We start from the raw sequence: 13,617 nt of genomic DNA on the forward strand, positions 1-13,617 counted from the left end.
GAAATACATTGATGAATATTCAGTAGATAAGACTACGGGACTGAAAAATAAAACAGTAACAACACAAACAGAGCTTAATTTAGAAAAAATATCAGAAGATGAAGCTTTAGACGGATATTATCTCATTGTCACGTCAGAGACCCAGTTGTCACTTTCTGAAGTTATTTCCAAATACAGAGGGTTGTGGCGTATAGAAGAATCTTTCAGAATTACAAAAACAGACCTGAAAGGAAGACCTGTATTTGTGCGTACAAGGGAACATATAGAAGCTCATTTCCTTACCTGTTTCATTTCTCTCACCATGCTCAGAATGCTTGAGCTCAGATTGAAACATCAGTACTCCGGCAGGAAAATAATAGACGGATTAAATTCTGCCATGGCAACAGAATTGTCCAAGGACATATATTCATTGAACAAAAGAGAGTCTGTAGTGGATGAGTTGGATAAAATCCTGGGGATCAAATTTGACTCCAGATATGTGAGGATTGAAGATTTAAACCGCTATCATTCAAAAATACTAAAATCGATGTACACAACACCTTAAAAGCTCGTTTTTGGCTTAAATACAGGGTTTGTCACCGATTAAGTATCAAACTTTGGAAAAAAATCCTCGAAGTAATCCATGAAAAGCTCGGTGAAAGAGAGGCATAATGCGGGATTGAATTGAACAACAGGAGGTTATAGATGCCTCCTGTTTTCTTCTCATTATTTGGTTATTCTTCTCATTTAGCTTGATTTGAGAAGAAACAAACGATTAATGAGAAGAAAAAAATAGTACAAAATAAGGCACTTATTGACTTGCTATACCTTCGGTACAGAGCGAATATACAGTCATCGAGAACAACAACGGAGACTTAAAAATGAGCAAGATGACAGAAAGAGCAAGAACCTACAGATTACCGAATCCATCCACTCCGGAGGATCTGGAATGCCGCTGGAGCAATACCTTAAGATTCGGTGATAAGGTGATCCTTGCAGGCCACTACTACAACGGAGCCGGCAAGCCATCCTACTACGGCGCAGTTTACGAGTTCCTCACCGAGGACACCGGCTGCGAGGCTGAGATCGGACTTCGCGAGGTAAGCGGCGTAGATTTCATGGACGAAGGTCATGCTCTTGAATGGGCGATGAAGAACGCCAACAATTAGTACGGAGCTTAACGGCTCCTTTTTTATACCTAAAGAGATCGCTTCGGCGGTCTTTTGTTATGGAATCTACATCAGTTGATCTGTTTGAAAAAGAATAGTAAAATGGTATTACTTCCATGAAACGGAACTAATACAAAGGATAAAACAATGATTTTGATGAAGCTGAAACTTGATAACTACATGGCTTTCAATGACTTTGAGATGTCCATGACTTATGCAAAAAAAATCGTTGGAAACCAGATGACTGAATGCCTTAAGGATCATCTGAATTTCAGGTATAAAAAACTGAACATTCTTATGGGCGCCAATGCCTCCGGTAAAACCTCCATCGGCGGAATGCTATTGAACATTCTTAATTTCATTGCCAGGAAGGAATATGCCAGTATCGCTTCATGTATAAATGACTCTAAGAAAGATGCGAAATTTGAGATCCAGTTTGTCGTAAACGATGACTTTTACAGGGTTTCCTCAATAATTAAAGGAAAAAAGGAAAGCAAAAACTATTCAAGCAGTGATTTTCTGATAAAAGTTGAGCAGACAGAAATCGGCAAAAGCGACACCTACGAAAAGACGTTGGAAAAACTGGATTCAAAATCAGACACCGGTTACTGCAACGACTACATCAGAGAACTGGAAAAAATTAAACCAATGTCATGGGCTTTTGAGTTTCCACGGGTCAGTGAAAATCTGGCTGCAAGCTATCCCCCAAAAAATGAAGAGAGATATCTGCAGATTCTGAAAAATACCCTACAGGCTCTGGATCCCCTTATCACGGATGTCGAAAAAGTAAAGGAAGTGAATGATACCTATGTTATCAAGATTGGCGGGAAACAGGTGATAATCAAAAACGGGATCATTGTCGATGACGGGCTTCTTTCCAGCGGAACCAAAGAAGGTGTCAGTCTGGCAAATATGTTTGCAGCAATGGTAAGCGGAATGTATTCATTCTTTTATTGTGATGAAAAGTTCTCGTTTATCCATTCCGACATTGAAAAGGCATTCCTGTCACTAATGGTGGAAAAGCTGGAAGGAGACAGACAGCTGTTCTTTACCACTCATAATACGGACATTCTTGACATGAATTTTCCAAAGCACAGTTTTAATTTTTTGCGTAAGGAGATATTCGACGGAGTCTCTTATATTTCCGTCATCAATGCCGGAGATTACATCAAGAAAAACAGAGATTCTGTGAAGACTGCGGTTCAGAACGATCTGTTCTCATCCGCCCCTATGTTGGAAAAAATATTTGCATTAACGGACATTTAAACGATGAAAGCTTCCGGAATATTTCAATACTTTGTAGAAGGCGATGACGAAAAGAGATTAATTGAAGTTCTTAAGACCGACATGCGCCTGATTATCCCTGGTAAAGTCCAGATTTTGAATGTCGTGCAGGAAAGATTGACTGATCTGAAACTGAGAACATTACAGGATGGAACAACTTTAGTTTTTGTTTTTGATACCGACGTGGGAGATCCTACAATCCTTAATGAAAACATCAGAAAGGCAAAAAAATCTTCAAACATAAAGGATGTTTACAGGTGAAAAACATCGAAGATGAGCTGATTAGAGCCATGGGACTGAAAAACATTGAAGAGTTGCTGCATTCAAAAAGTAAAAAAGATTTTAAAAGAGATATGCTCAAGGAGCGAAACCTAAAGAGTAAATTTGAGTTACATCATTTTGATATTCAAAAGCTCTGGGCTATGAATCCTGCAACGCCGTTTGATAAGATTACTAACCTTTCAAAGAAAATCAAACTCTAAATTAAACTACAACAGGAGCTTAACGGCTCCTTTTTTATACCATGAAAGATCGCTTCGGCGGTCTTTTTTTTATGCCTGTAAGGAGGTGAAGGCAGAATGGCAATGCGGAAACTAAAAAATACGTCCCCACCAGATTTCTGGCCAAGGGCTCGAAATACGATAATGCGGCTGCCGATTATGCGGTGAACTTTATCGAATGTCTCTGCCACACCAAAGGAACCTGGGCGGGAAAGAAATTTGAACTTATCGACTGGCAGGAGCAGATCATCCGTGACCTTTTTGGAACCTTAAAGCCAAACGGCTACAGGCAGTTCAATACCGCCTATGTTGAAATACCCAAGAAGATGGGCAAGAGTGAGCTGGCTGCCGCCGAGGCACAGCAGACAGTCCGCATCCGTCATCAGTGGCCGAATGGCACCAGAGCTACCTATGATTTGAAGCTCCTCGGCTATCAGATTATGTCCGGCTCTGCTGATGGTTTTATGCAGCTTAAGGTCTCAGGCAGACAGGCATCTGATGTTGTGTGGTCGAATGCCGATGTTGCTGAACAGACTCAGACTACTGAAAACGAAGGAGAATAACCATGTCTTATTTAGATCAAATCAAGGGGCTGAAATTCAAAGTCAGCAAGGTAACCGTTGACGGTGTGGACTTTTATCTGCGTGAGCTTTCAGGCAAGGCGCGTCTCGACTTTGAAAGCGAGAAGGATTTACAGCTTCGTGTCCTTAAGATGATGCATGCATCTCTTTGTGATGAGAACGGTAAACTTACCGAAAAGCCTAAGGACTTTGAAGCCTTTATGGAATCAGTGCCGAACAAGGTACTGCTCCAGCTCGTTAATGCCTTCTCGGCTCTCAACATCACCAATGAGAACAACCTAAAAAACTAATCCGGGGCAGTTTTATATTCAGACTGGCGGTGAGAATTGCCCGTGAGCTTCACCGCCCAATCTCAGAAGTTCTGGAATACCCCACCACCGAGTTCAATTACTGGGCAGTGGTTTTTCAGGAGGAATACTATGAGGCATATCCTCATGAAAGATATCGTGATGGAATGACTGAATCCGACTGTGCCGGAGAGATTGAGAAGTTTAAGAGAATGATGAATCGAAGGTAAATATCGATGACATAAAATGCATATTGGTTTAGTACTTTGCGGATTAACGTCAGATAAATGTTGAATAATCCGCGTATAGTCGTTAAATTAGATGGCAGAAAGAAAGGTTTTGACATCAGCGCCTTTTAAGTTCAATTGCATATCACGGATCAAAATTCTGTGCTGTGCTAAAATGGGGATGTCATGAAGTTCGGGGAGGTTAAGTGTTATGGGCAATATTCTGAATCCTGGTAACGATAACAGCTTTATAAGACTGGTTAAATTCAAAGATTCTGAAATTTTTGTAGATAAGACAGATTTTATAAAAGAAATGTCTGCAAAAATTAATGCTCAAAATCGTTTTTTTGCTGTTACCCGTCCTCGCAGATTTGGAAAAACCGTAACTGCGCATATGCTCTCAGCGTATTATTCCAAAGGGTATGCCGGACAAAAGATATTTGACGGTTTGAAAATTTCAGAGAATACCGGTTTTGCAGATCATCTTAATAAATACAATGTTATTTACATTGACATGAATTCTATAAAGGACAAGTTTATCTCGTATAAAGCCGACAAATCTCTCTACATCGAAGATATTGATGATCTGGTGGATTTTCTCCAGTATATGGTTATTCGTGATCTAAAGGAGAATAAAGAATACGCTGAACAAATCAGCAACGATCCGTTGATTGGAAAGAAGTCGTTGTCATCGGCATTGGAAGTTATATTCAAATACACCGGCGAGCCATTTATTTTAATTATGGATGAATGGGATCTGATATGCAGAGAGTATCAAAATGAGCCGGCGCTACAAGAAAAATTTATAGAATTTCTGCGCGGTCTGTTTAAATCTGATGACGGTCTTAGTTGCTTTGCGCTTGCATATCTTACCGGTATTCTTCCTATCAAAAAATACAACTCTCAGTCTGCGCTTAACGGTTTTGACGAATATAACATGCTTGCTCCTGGTGAGTATGCGACATACTTCGGGTTTACCGAGGATGAAGTTGCAGACATTGTAAAATCACCTAAATGCAAAGTGTCGCATCAGGAATTAAAGGAATGGTACGAGGGCTATAAAATCAAAGGCATTGATATATACAACCCCAACTCCGTATGCAAGGCCGTGAGCCGAAACGAATGCATCAGCTACTGGAGCGGGACATCATCCAATGAAGAGTTTGTCCGCCTCATCAATACTGATTTTCAAGGCATAAAGGAAGACATCATCAACTTAATCGAAGGTGATGAAGTTACTTTCAGCTGTGCAAATTTCCAGAATGATATGGTAAACATCAAAGATAAAAATGATGTATTCAGTCTTCTGGTATGTCTCGGTTACCTTGGATGTGCAGAAACAAAAAATCAATATCGTAAAGTTGCCTATGTTCCGAATGCTGAAATCAAAGCAGTGCTGATGGATATTGTCAGAGAGCAGAACTGGTATGAACGAATGGAAACCATCAAACGTTCAGAAAACCTGCTCAAAGCCATCAAAGAACTTGACGGAACAACCGTAGCCACAATTATTCAGGAAATCCACAATTCATCAGCAGTATCTCTCCTCGATTACAACGATGAAGAATCTCTCACATACTGCGTGATGACCGGGCTTTTATGGTCAACTCTTGATGATTACAGCTACCACCGGGAAGATCAGGCAGGAAAGGGGCGTGTTGATTTAGTGTATGAGCCGATAACAAGGAGACAGCCTCTTATTCTGATTGAGTTTAAGTATGACGACTCTGCCGAAGAAGCCATTAAGCAGATAAAGGAAAAAGAATATTTCAAACGCTATGCCGGACAGTACAGAAATATCATACTTGTCGGAATAAATTACAGCACCAAGACCAAGGATCACCAGTGCCTGATTGAAAAACTGGATTAAATAGAAATGTATAAAATTTCGCAGAGTGAAACAAAATTAACAACCGCCCAATCCGACTTTTTTAGCACCAAAGTCAACAAAAAGTAAATACTTGTTTAATATTCTGTAAAACATTCGTATAATCAACTGCCTCCTACAAAAACAATAGCAAATATAACAGGATAAAAAGAAGAATATATGAAAATCATTAATTTAGCGCTTGCCGCCACCGCATTTTTAGCATTGACTACAGCTTGTACAAGTAGCCATGACACCGCTGATAATACTGTTGTTGAACAGACAGAACAGAAAGATACCCCGCCAATTGATGAAAAAGCACGTGCACTTTACGACAAATGCAATAATCTAAACGATAGTGATGCGTGCTTTTATTTGGGGTTGGCGTACGACCATGGTGAAGGAGTAAAACAGGATTACAGCATGGCCGCCACCTATTATGAAAAAGCCTGTAACCTTGGTGATACCATCGGATGCTATAATCTTGGACTTTTATATGATAACGGTCAAGGTGTAAGACAGGATTACCAGAAGGCTAATCATTACTACCAAAAAGCTTGCGATAAGAATCACGGCTCAGGATGCTATAACCTTGGGGTTTCTTACTACAAAGGTGAAGGCGTTAAACAGGATTATCGTCAGGCTAATAAGTATTTCCTGAAAGCCTGTGAGCTGAATAAGAGCTCAGCATGCTTTAACCTTGGGAATTTATACTACAAAGGTGAAGGCGTAAAAAAGGATTTTAAGCAGGCCAATAAGTATTACCTGCAAGCCTGTGAGCTGAATGAGAGCTCAGGATGCATTAACCTTGGAAATTCATACATCAATGGTAGAGGCGTAAAAAAAGATTTTAAGCAGGCTAATCAGTACTATCAAAAAGCCTGTAATCTGAATGACAGCACAGGGTGCTATAACCTAGGGGTTTCTTACAATAAAGGTAAAGGCGTTAAGCAGGATTATCATCAGGCGAATCACTACTTTAAAAAAGCCTGCGACCTGGATGACGGTGCCGGTTGCAGTGACTTAGGATATTCATACTCCCACGGTCAAGGCGCAAAACAGGATTTCCAGCAGGCCATGAACTACTACCAAAAATCCTGTGATTTAAAAAACGGAATGGGATGTGATAACGTTGGAGTTCTGTACAACAACGGTCAAGGTGTAAAACAGAACAAAAACACGGCCAAGTGGTACCACGGTAAAGCCTGTGATTTTGGCTATCAGCTAGGTTGTGATAACTACCGAAAATTAAACGAAAGAGGCTACTAACCTTTTCTGTCAAATCAAATAATGAGTAAAAGGATCTCCATGTGAGGTCCTTTTTTGTTTTCAGGAGTTTCAAAATGAACGACAGCACCATCAGGCTTTCTGCCGATACGTCTGCTCTGACTGATTCACTCAGCAAAATTGCCGAAGAGATGACGGCCATGAAAGACGCTGTTTCATCCTCTGCTGCCGCCATGGGAGCAAACCTTGATGCATCCGCCAAACAGGCAGAAGCCACCAATGCCGCCATCCACGGACTTGATGACAGCGTTAAGACTGTAACCGATTCAATTCAGGCACAGACCAAAACTGTTACTGACCTCGGTAGCGAGCAGAGCAAGGTAACAAAGGAAATCAGCAAGGCCTTAAATACTCAGAATTCCCAGCAGAAAGACGCCAATACCACTCTTTCGGCTAAAAATACAATGATTGACTCTCGGTTAATCGAACTTCTGATTAGTAATGTAGTCTTCTACAGTGAAAGACCCATCATTGATCTCATTAAGTCTCTGCTTAATTTTTTCAATAAGTTCTTTCATTTTAGGAAACGCGGCTTTGTATCCTTCATCGTCAAAAACGCAAGGCTCATCACCTACATCAAAATCATAAAATGAATCATACAAAGTTGCAGCTTCTTCATTAAGATTCTGCAATATTGTATCATTGCTGATCAGAGAATGCTTCAAACGGATTGTTTCATCTTGATCATATATCCATATTGGACCATGTAAAAATTCATTCATTAATCGGATAGTGTACATTATAGATCCTCCTTATTGATAGGATAAGGCATTGAGCTATGAGGTTAAATCTGACGAGATGTTGCTGACGGTTCACCGCTGGTTTGCTCGAAAGTCCTGCCCTGGAAACTGGCTATTCGGAAAGTTGGGCGATTTGGCTCAAGAAGTGAATAGCCGACTGGGGGAATAAAGGGATTTGGCAGACTGCCGGAATTACAGTCTGCCATTTGATGTTTATTTTTCTCCTTTTGGTTTAGGGTAAGAATAAGATGTTGCACCTTTAAACATATCGCTCATGTCTGTAACCTTTGATGTGTCCCAATCGCCGATTGGCTGATTGAATGATTTTGCATCTGCAAACATTCCTGTCATACTAGTCACACTAGAAGTATCCCAATTGCCAATAGGTTGATTGAAAGATTGTGCCCTAGCAAACATTCCACTCATATCAGTAATATTTGAAGTACTTTTTATATTGATTGATTGTAACTCCCGGAAATCCGCAAAAGCACACGCCAGTGAATGAACTTTAGGAGACAAAATAATTTCAAAATCAAATTTCTTAATCGTAGTATTCTGTATAGAATCTAGTCCAAATAGTTTAGATGTCGTATCGTCTAAATCCAATTCTACTTGTGACTTTTTGCTTCTTTCTAGAAAATCATATTTTTTACCAGCAATCCAAAATGGATTACGCTCTAGTCTAAACTTTTCCCAATTTTCCATATCTGCGCTACATTCTTTCGTAGCCGTACACCATAAAGAGCCGAATAATAATTCATTTTTATCTTTTGGACATCTTGTAAACTCATAATTTATGGTTAAGGTATCTAAATCATTTGTTGCTATCCTGTATATCACTTCATCAGTAAGATCTGCAGGTGAATTAAGTGTAATATTATTCTCAGCTTTTATTATTTCACTTCGTTGAAATAGCATATAAGAAAATATAATTACAGCTATTACGCTAGATCCAATTACAATCGCTTTACTTGCTTTATCACTACTCTGTTCTTTTTCATGGTTCTGAATATTATTTTCTCGCTGAGAAATAGATTTAACTTCACTAGAAGTATCAATTAAGCGAGAACCGCAGAAACTACAAAAGACAGAATTATCGTCAATTTGCTTGCCACAAAATTTACAGTACATATTTATTTTCCCTTTTATACAAGCATAAGCATTTTCAAGCGTATCATCAAAAGATTGAACGCTTAAACATCACCAAAATGGTACTAAATCCTAAACAAACTACTGCTTATTCTTGTATATAGCTACAATGATAAACATGGAGCATAAGAAAATTGTAGCCATTATTGCATGCACACCACCGTAAATTTGGTGCATAACTGATTGAGCATGATTACCGATATAAACTGCTTCAACAAATGAATAAATAAATCCTAATAAGCAAACCAATATAGATAAAATTTTCATACTACTAACCTTAAAGCAATAATTACATTGAACATTATGATTAAAAATAATTATATTTTTTAAAATAAATGTATCACTTTCTAGTGATTTTACACTTATTTAATTTTTTATCCGTGATCATAATAATAAATAATCTTTATTTTTTATCAAATTACCAATTTTCTATTACCTTAACGTTCATCTTGATACACTGCTGTGCAACTTTTAATCATTCAAAAAATATTTTTCTATAGCCTTCGTCAAAACATAGGGTTCACGTCCATTTATATACCTGAGGTATTTTCCATGTATGAAACTGGCTCCCCTACTGATGATTTCGTCGGAGAGTAGCCTTCTTTGTTTTTTGGTAATTCTCGATTATCCGTGGCAAAAAGCGGTTTATTGCTCTTCACAACTATTTGATTCAGATGGCATTTTGTCTGGATTAAGTAGTTGCTATACCCGAAATTGTACGGGACTATACAGTCAATCAGAGGAGAAAAGTTTTATGCAAAAACAGGAGTCTGTAATGAAAAATCAACTTACTAACGGAGGCAATTCAATGAGCGATCCAATTACTGTAATCAAACCGGAAAATGCAGTTACAAAAATTCCTTTTAATGAACGCTACACATTAACACTTAACGAAGCATCTCAGTATTTCCACATCGGCTACACGAGACTGCGTCTTCTTGCGGAATGCAACATTGGTGTTTTTGCTATCAGATGCGGTAACAGGTATCTGATTGTTCGCCCGAAGTTTGAGGAGTACCTCATCAGTACCCAGATGATTTAACGGTGAGCATGATGAAGCCAGCTAACTTGGAAGAAAAGGAGCTGCTTACTGTTGAGGAGGCCATAACGCTGTTTAATCTCAGCCGGGGGAAATTCAAACGTCTGATCCGGGAGGTTGAACTCAGCTTTGTGGTTCATTACGGCAGACAGCAGCGATTCATTGTAAGGGAAGAACTTATGAAATATTTAAGTAACGGAAAACAGGAGGAACTTGCAAATGCCAAGAACGGTAGGACCAAGAAGAGACTCGAAGCATAGAGTTCTCCATACCGGAGAATCTATCAGAAGAGACGGCAAATATCAGTTTAAGTACATGGTTAACGGCAAGCCGAAATTCTTATACAGCTGGCGCCTTACCCCGACAGACCCGCAACCTGCAGGTAGGCTGCCGTGCTTATCACTGCGCGAGCTTGAAAAAAGCGTCGATCGGGATTTGGAATCAAGGCTGGACCCGATGCGTAAAAATCTCACGGTCATGGAGCTGGTTGAGAGATATCTTAAGACCAGAACCGGCGTAAGGGAATCAACGCTTATCAATTATAATTTTGTTCGCAATCTGCTTAAAAAGGAAGAATTTTCAAACAGGAGGATGTGTGAGATTAGAACATCCGATGCCAAGCTTTTTCTCATCAAACTTCAGCAGGAGGACAGCAGAGGCTCGAGTACCATTAAAACTGTACGCGGAGTGCTGAGACCTGCTTTTCAGATGGCGGTTGATGATGATTTTCTGGTCAAGAATCCTTTCGGATTTGAGCTTGCCGGTGTCATTTACAACACCGAAAAAACAAGACTGGCCATAACAAAGGAGCAGATGTATAAGTTCCTTAAATTTGTACGAGAGGACAATATCTACTGTAAGTACTATGAGGTGTTTTACATTCTGTTCCACACTGGATTGCGCATATCGGAATTCTGCGGTCTGACACTAAAGGATATAGATTTGGAAAACCGAATAATCGATATCAACCATCAGCTGCAAAGATTCAGAGCAGGACAATACCTTATCACTCCGACTAAGACCAATGCCGGAACCCGCAAGATTCCGATGACTGAAGATGTGTATCAGATGTTTAAGAACCTGGTGGAATACAGGCCGACTGATTTGCCCGAGGTGATCATCAAAGGCTATGCAGGATTTCTTATCCGAGATAAGGACGGTATGCCGGAGGTAGCACTGCACTGGGAAAACCGATTCAGGAAACGGTATGATGGCAAGTGATACCTGCAAAGGAGCAGAAAATATTACTGAATTCTATTCACTGTATAAAACATGTATGCTTCATAACGTGGATTTCAGAAGCTACATGATGAAGTGCATTACTACGATGACACTTCATATGGATAAAATAGAGTTTGAAAAAGACAAGAGAGGAACTGTTACTGGCTACAAAGCACATCATATTACCTCTGACGTCTTAGATAAACTTATGCCGTGGAACATGGCATAATATTCAGGTCTGAAACGGTTATTTCAGACCATTTACGAAATTTTTATCCTGTTACCGAAGATATGCCGTTTGGCCTATTCTTTAATTTCACCGGCCAGATCGCAGCCTTTCTCATTTCCCAGCTTACAGGCTCTGTCAAAGTACTCTCCGGCTTTAGCAGGATCCTTTTCCATTCCTGAGTCTTCAGAATAGATTAAACCGAGATTAACGCATGCCACGTCATTGTTCATGGAACAGGCCTTATCCATGTAGTTTACAGCCTTGCCGAGATCGGCTTTAAAACCAGTGCCGTTCAGGTACATGACTCCGAGATTGTTGCATGACAGTTCATTGTTCAGATCACATGCTCTGGAAAAATACTGGGAAGCCTTTGCATAATCCGGCGTTCCGGCATCGCCGTTCAGATATATGTTGCCGAGATTATGGCAGCCTCTGCCCTCATTTAGGTCGCAGGCTTTATCATGGAGCTGAATGGCTTTGGCATAATCCTGATCCACCCCATTTCCGTTCTCGTATGAAATTCCCAGTCCGAAGCATCCGAAACCGGCATCCATATTACAGCCCTTTTCAAAATAGATATTCGCCTTATTGAAATCCTTACTGACGCCTTTACCTTCGTAATAAAGTTCGCCGATATATGCGCAGCCTTCTCCGTTGTTTAAAGCGCAGGCACTGTTGTAATAGTTTCCGGCACTGATATAATCCCTTTCAACACCTACGCCTTCTTCAAAGAAACGTCCGGCACCGGTACATCCCTGCCCGAAATTCAGGGAACAGGCCAGATCATTGTAATATACAGCCTTACCGTAATCCTGTTCCACACCTGCAGCCTGAATAAATGAATTGGCAAGAGCATAACATCCCTCTCCCTCCTTCAGGTTACACGCCTTTTCAAAGAACTGGTTGGCAAGACTGTAGTCCTGCTGCACACCTGCTCCCTCAAAATACTGGCGACCGGCAATAAAGCACCCTGCCGCATTGTTCATGTCACATGCTTTTTCAAGATAAACCGCAGACTGCTTTAAATCCTGATTCACCCCGGCGGCATCAATATACATCTTTCCGTAATTGAAACAGCCTCCGCCGAAATTCAGCTCGCATGACTTTTTAAAATAATTCCCGGCTTCAGTGTAATCAACATTCCTGCCTTTGCCGTAGTAAAAGATATTTCCGAGATTGTTGCATGCGAGTGCATCTTTCCCGTCGCAGGCCTTTCTGTAGAGTGTTTCAGCCTGCTGATAATCCTGTTTCACTCCCATACCGTCATCATATATGACGCCGAGATTGTAACAGCCCTGACTGTTGTTGAGATCACAGGCTTTTTCCATGTATTTTTTAGCCTGAAGATAATCCTGGTTCATGCCGTAACCTGCCCCGTAAATGATACCGGTAACCAGACAGCCGTATCCGTCCTTGAGGTCGCAGGCCCTTCTGCAGAATGAAAATGCCTCAGCGTAATTATCCGCTTCAGCCAGAACTTCGCACTGTCTGACGTTTTCCGCAACCTCATCCTCGGTTCCGCATCCTGAAAGTGCCGTTAAACAGGCTGCTGCCAGCCCCAATAATCTGATCTTCATAATTCAATCCGTCTCTGTTGCAATATCACTATACTTGATCTGATTATACGTAGTTTTAAGATACTCTCAAGCATATAGGTGTTGCTTTTTACCTAATTTGAGACAAGTGCTCAGGTTATATCCGAAAATCACTCTGAATTCACCGCTGTCATCCGGCCACGTCACGAGTATTTAACGTCGGCTGCCCGTCCTGTTTCCTTTCAGTCAGAAATGATGAGCCTGATGAACACTTTCATAAAAGAGATTCCGGTGAAGAACATTTCAAATCTACCGCGTCAAAAATACCATTCGCCCCTGTCATTCTGATACTGTCGAATTCCCATAATGTTTCTCAGTTCAAAATTTTAACATATAATTATTGTATTATTGATAATTTATATGTATCATATAAATTGAGATATGACTGATGATTATCTCTCTTCTCAGGAGCATCAGTAATCAATCCGTCTTCAGCGATACCCCGTATTTCACCTCAGAACCT

Annotated in this window: 17 protein-coding genes; 15 read left to right on the plus strand and 2 right to left on the minus strand. The window is 40.3% G+C overall.

Features of this window, described 5'->3' with window-relative positions; translation table 11 throughout:
* From BMY80_RS06470 to BMY80_RS12575, 11 genes are all read left to right on the plus strand, one after another.
* Positions 1 to 544, plus strand: a 544-nt coding sequence (locus tag BMY80_RS06470; protein ID WP_143066473.1) for an IS1634 family transposase, incomplete at its 5' end; no start/stop codon positions are given.
* A 316-nt stretch (positions 545 to 860) separates the two neighbouring features.
* A complete protein-coding gene (locus tag BMY80_RS06475; protein ID WP_093142084.1) occupies positions 861 to 1,148 on the plus strand; it encodes an Nmad4 family putative nucleotide modification protein in 288 nt (95 codons plus the stop codon).
* 147 nt (positions 1,149 to 1,295) lie between these two features.
* Positions 1,296 to 2,414 carry an AAA family ATPase gene (locus BMY80_RS06480; RefSeq protein WP_093142087.1) on the plus strand — a complete coding sequence of 373 codons (1,119 nt, stop codon included), beginning with the start codon at positions 1,296 to 1,298 and terminating at the stop codon, positions 2,412 to 2,414.
* Positions 2,415 to 2,417: 3 nt separating this feature from the next.
* Positions 2,418 to 2,693 carry a hypothetical protein gene (locus BMY80_RS06485; RefSeq protein ID WP_093142089.1) on the plus strand — a complete coding sequence of 92 codons (276 nt, stop codon included), beginning with the start codon at positions 2,418 to 2,420 and terminating at the stop codon, positions 2,691 to 2,693.
* The gene (locus tag BMY80_RS06490; RefSeq protein ID WP_093142092.1) at positions 2,690 to 2,914 is read left to right on the plus strand and encodes a hypothetical protein; all 225 of its coding nucleotides are present in this window, start codon (positions 2,690 to 2,692) and stop codon (positions 2,912 to 2,914) included. The genes BMY80_RS06485 and BMY80_RS06490 overlap by 4 nt, the downstream gene beginning before the upstream one ends.
* Positions 2,915 to 3,096: 182 nt before the next feature.
* Positions 3,097 to 3,495, plus strand: coding sequence for a hypothetical protein (locus tag BMY80_RS12800; protein ID WP_245730071.1), 399 nt, complete (start codon positions 3,097 to 3,099; stop codon positions 3,493 to 3,495).
* 2 nt (positions 3,496 to 3,497) lie between these two features.
* Positions 3,498 to 3,803, plus strand: a complete 306-nt coding sequence (locus BMY80_RS06500; RefSeq protein WP_093142097.1) for a hypothetical protein — start codon at positions 3,498 to 3,500, stop codon at positions 3,801 to 3,803.
* 29 nt (positions 3,804 to 3,832) lie between these two features.
* On the plus strand, positions 3,833 to 4,030 hold the full coding sequence (locus BMY80_RS06505; protein WP_093142100.1) for a hypothetical protein: 198 nt from the start codon (positions 3,833 to 3,835) through the stop codon (positions 4,028 to 4,030).
* A 208-nt stretch (positions 4,031 to 4,238) separates the two neighbouring features.
* Positions 4,239 to 5,897, plus strand: a complete 1,659-nt coding sequence (locus BMY80_RS06510) for an AAA family ATPase (RefSeq protein ID WP_093142104.1) — start codon at positions 4,239 to 4,241, stop codon at positions 5,895 to 5,897.
* Between the two features lie 177 nt (positions 5,898 to 6,074).
* Complete coding sequence (locus BMY80_RS12570) at positions 6,075 to 7,163, plus strand: tetratricopeptide repeat protein (RefSeq protein ID WP_093142107.1); 1,089 nt, start codon at positions 6,075 to 6,077, stop codon at positions 7,161 to 7,163.
* Positions 7,164 to 7,237: 74 nt separating this feature from the next.
* The gene (locus tag BMY80_RS12575) at positions 7,238 to 7,774 is read left to right on the plus strand and encodes a hypothetical protein (protein ID WP_245730073.1); all 537 of its coding nucleotides are present in this window, start codon (positions 7,238 to 7,240) and stop codon (positions 7,772 to 7,774) included.
* Between the two features lie 360 nt (positions 7,775 to 8,134).
* On the opposite strand, the gene BMY80_RS06530 is transcribed toward BMY80_RS12575, so the two are convergent.
* Positions 8,135 to 9,052 (minus strand): BspA family leucine-rich repeat surface protein, encoded by a 918-nt coding sequence (locus BMY80_RS06530; RefSeq protein ID WP_093142110.1) that lies wholly within the window; start codon positions 9,050 to 9,052, stop codon positions 8,135 to 8,137.
* 793 nt (positions 9,053 to 9,845) lie between these two features.
* Here BMY80_RS06530 and BMY80_RS06540 point away from each other — a divergent pair.
* The 4 genes from BMY80_RS06540 to BMY80_RS06555 are packed head-to-tail and all read left to right on the plus strand — an operon-like array spanning position 9,846 to position 11,559.
* Positions 9,846 to 10,112, plus strand: a complete 267-nt coding sequence (locus BMY80_RS06540) for an excisionase (RefSeq protein ID WP_425441292.1) — start codon at positions 9,846 to 9,848, stop codon at positions 10,110 to 10,112.
* An 11-nt stretch (positions 10,113 to 10,123) separates the two neighbouring features.
* Positions 10,124 to 10,369, plus strand: coding sequence for a helix-turn-helix domain-containing protein (locus BMY80_RS06545; protein WP_093142116.1), 246 nt, complete (start codon positions 10,124 to 10,126; stop codon positions 10,367 to 10,369).
* Positions 10,329 to 11,330: an integrase DNA-binding domain-containing protein gene (locus BMY80_RS06550; RefSeq protein WP_093142119.1), complete on the plus strand. Its 1,002-nt coding sequence runs from the start codon at positions 10,329 to 10,331 to the stop codon at positions 11,328 to 11,330. The genes BMY80_RS06545 and BMY80_RS06550 overlap by 41 nt, the downstream gene beginning before the upstream one ends.
* Positions 11,317 to 11,559 carry a hypothetical protein gene (locus BMY80_RS06555; RefSeq protein WP_093142122.1) on the plus strand — a complete coding sequence of 81 codons (243 nt, stop codon included), beginning with the start codon at positions 11,317 to 11,319 and terminating at the stop codon, positions 11,557 to 11,559. The genes BMY80_RS06550 and BMY80_RS06555 overlap by 14 nt, the downstream gene beginning before the upstream one ends.
* Before the next feature lie 74 nt (positions 11,560 to 11,633).
* On the opposite strand, the gene BMY80_RS06560 is transcribed toward BMY80_RS06555, so the two are convergent.
* Positions 11,634 to 13,136: a tetratricopeptide repeat protein gene (locus BMY80_RS06560; RefSeq protein WP_093142125.1), complete on the minus strand. Its 1,503-nt coding sequence runs from the start codon at positions 13,134 to 13,136 to the stop codon at positions 11,634 to 11,636.
* Between the last annotated feature and the right edge of the window lie 481 nt (positions 13,137 to 13,617).

The organism is Ruminobacter amylophilus (assembly GCF_900115655.1).
Classification (GTDB): domain Bacteria; phylum Pseudomonadota; class Gammaproteobacteria; order Enterobacterales; family Succinivibrionaceae; genus Ruminobacter; species Ruminobacter amylophilus.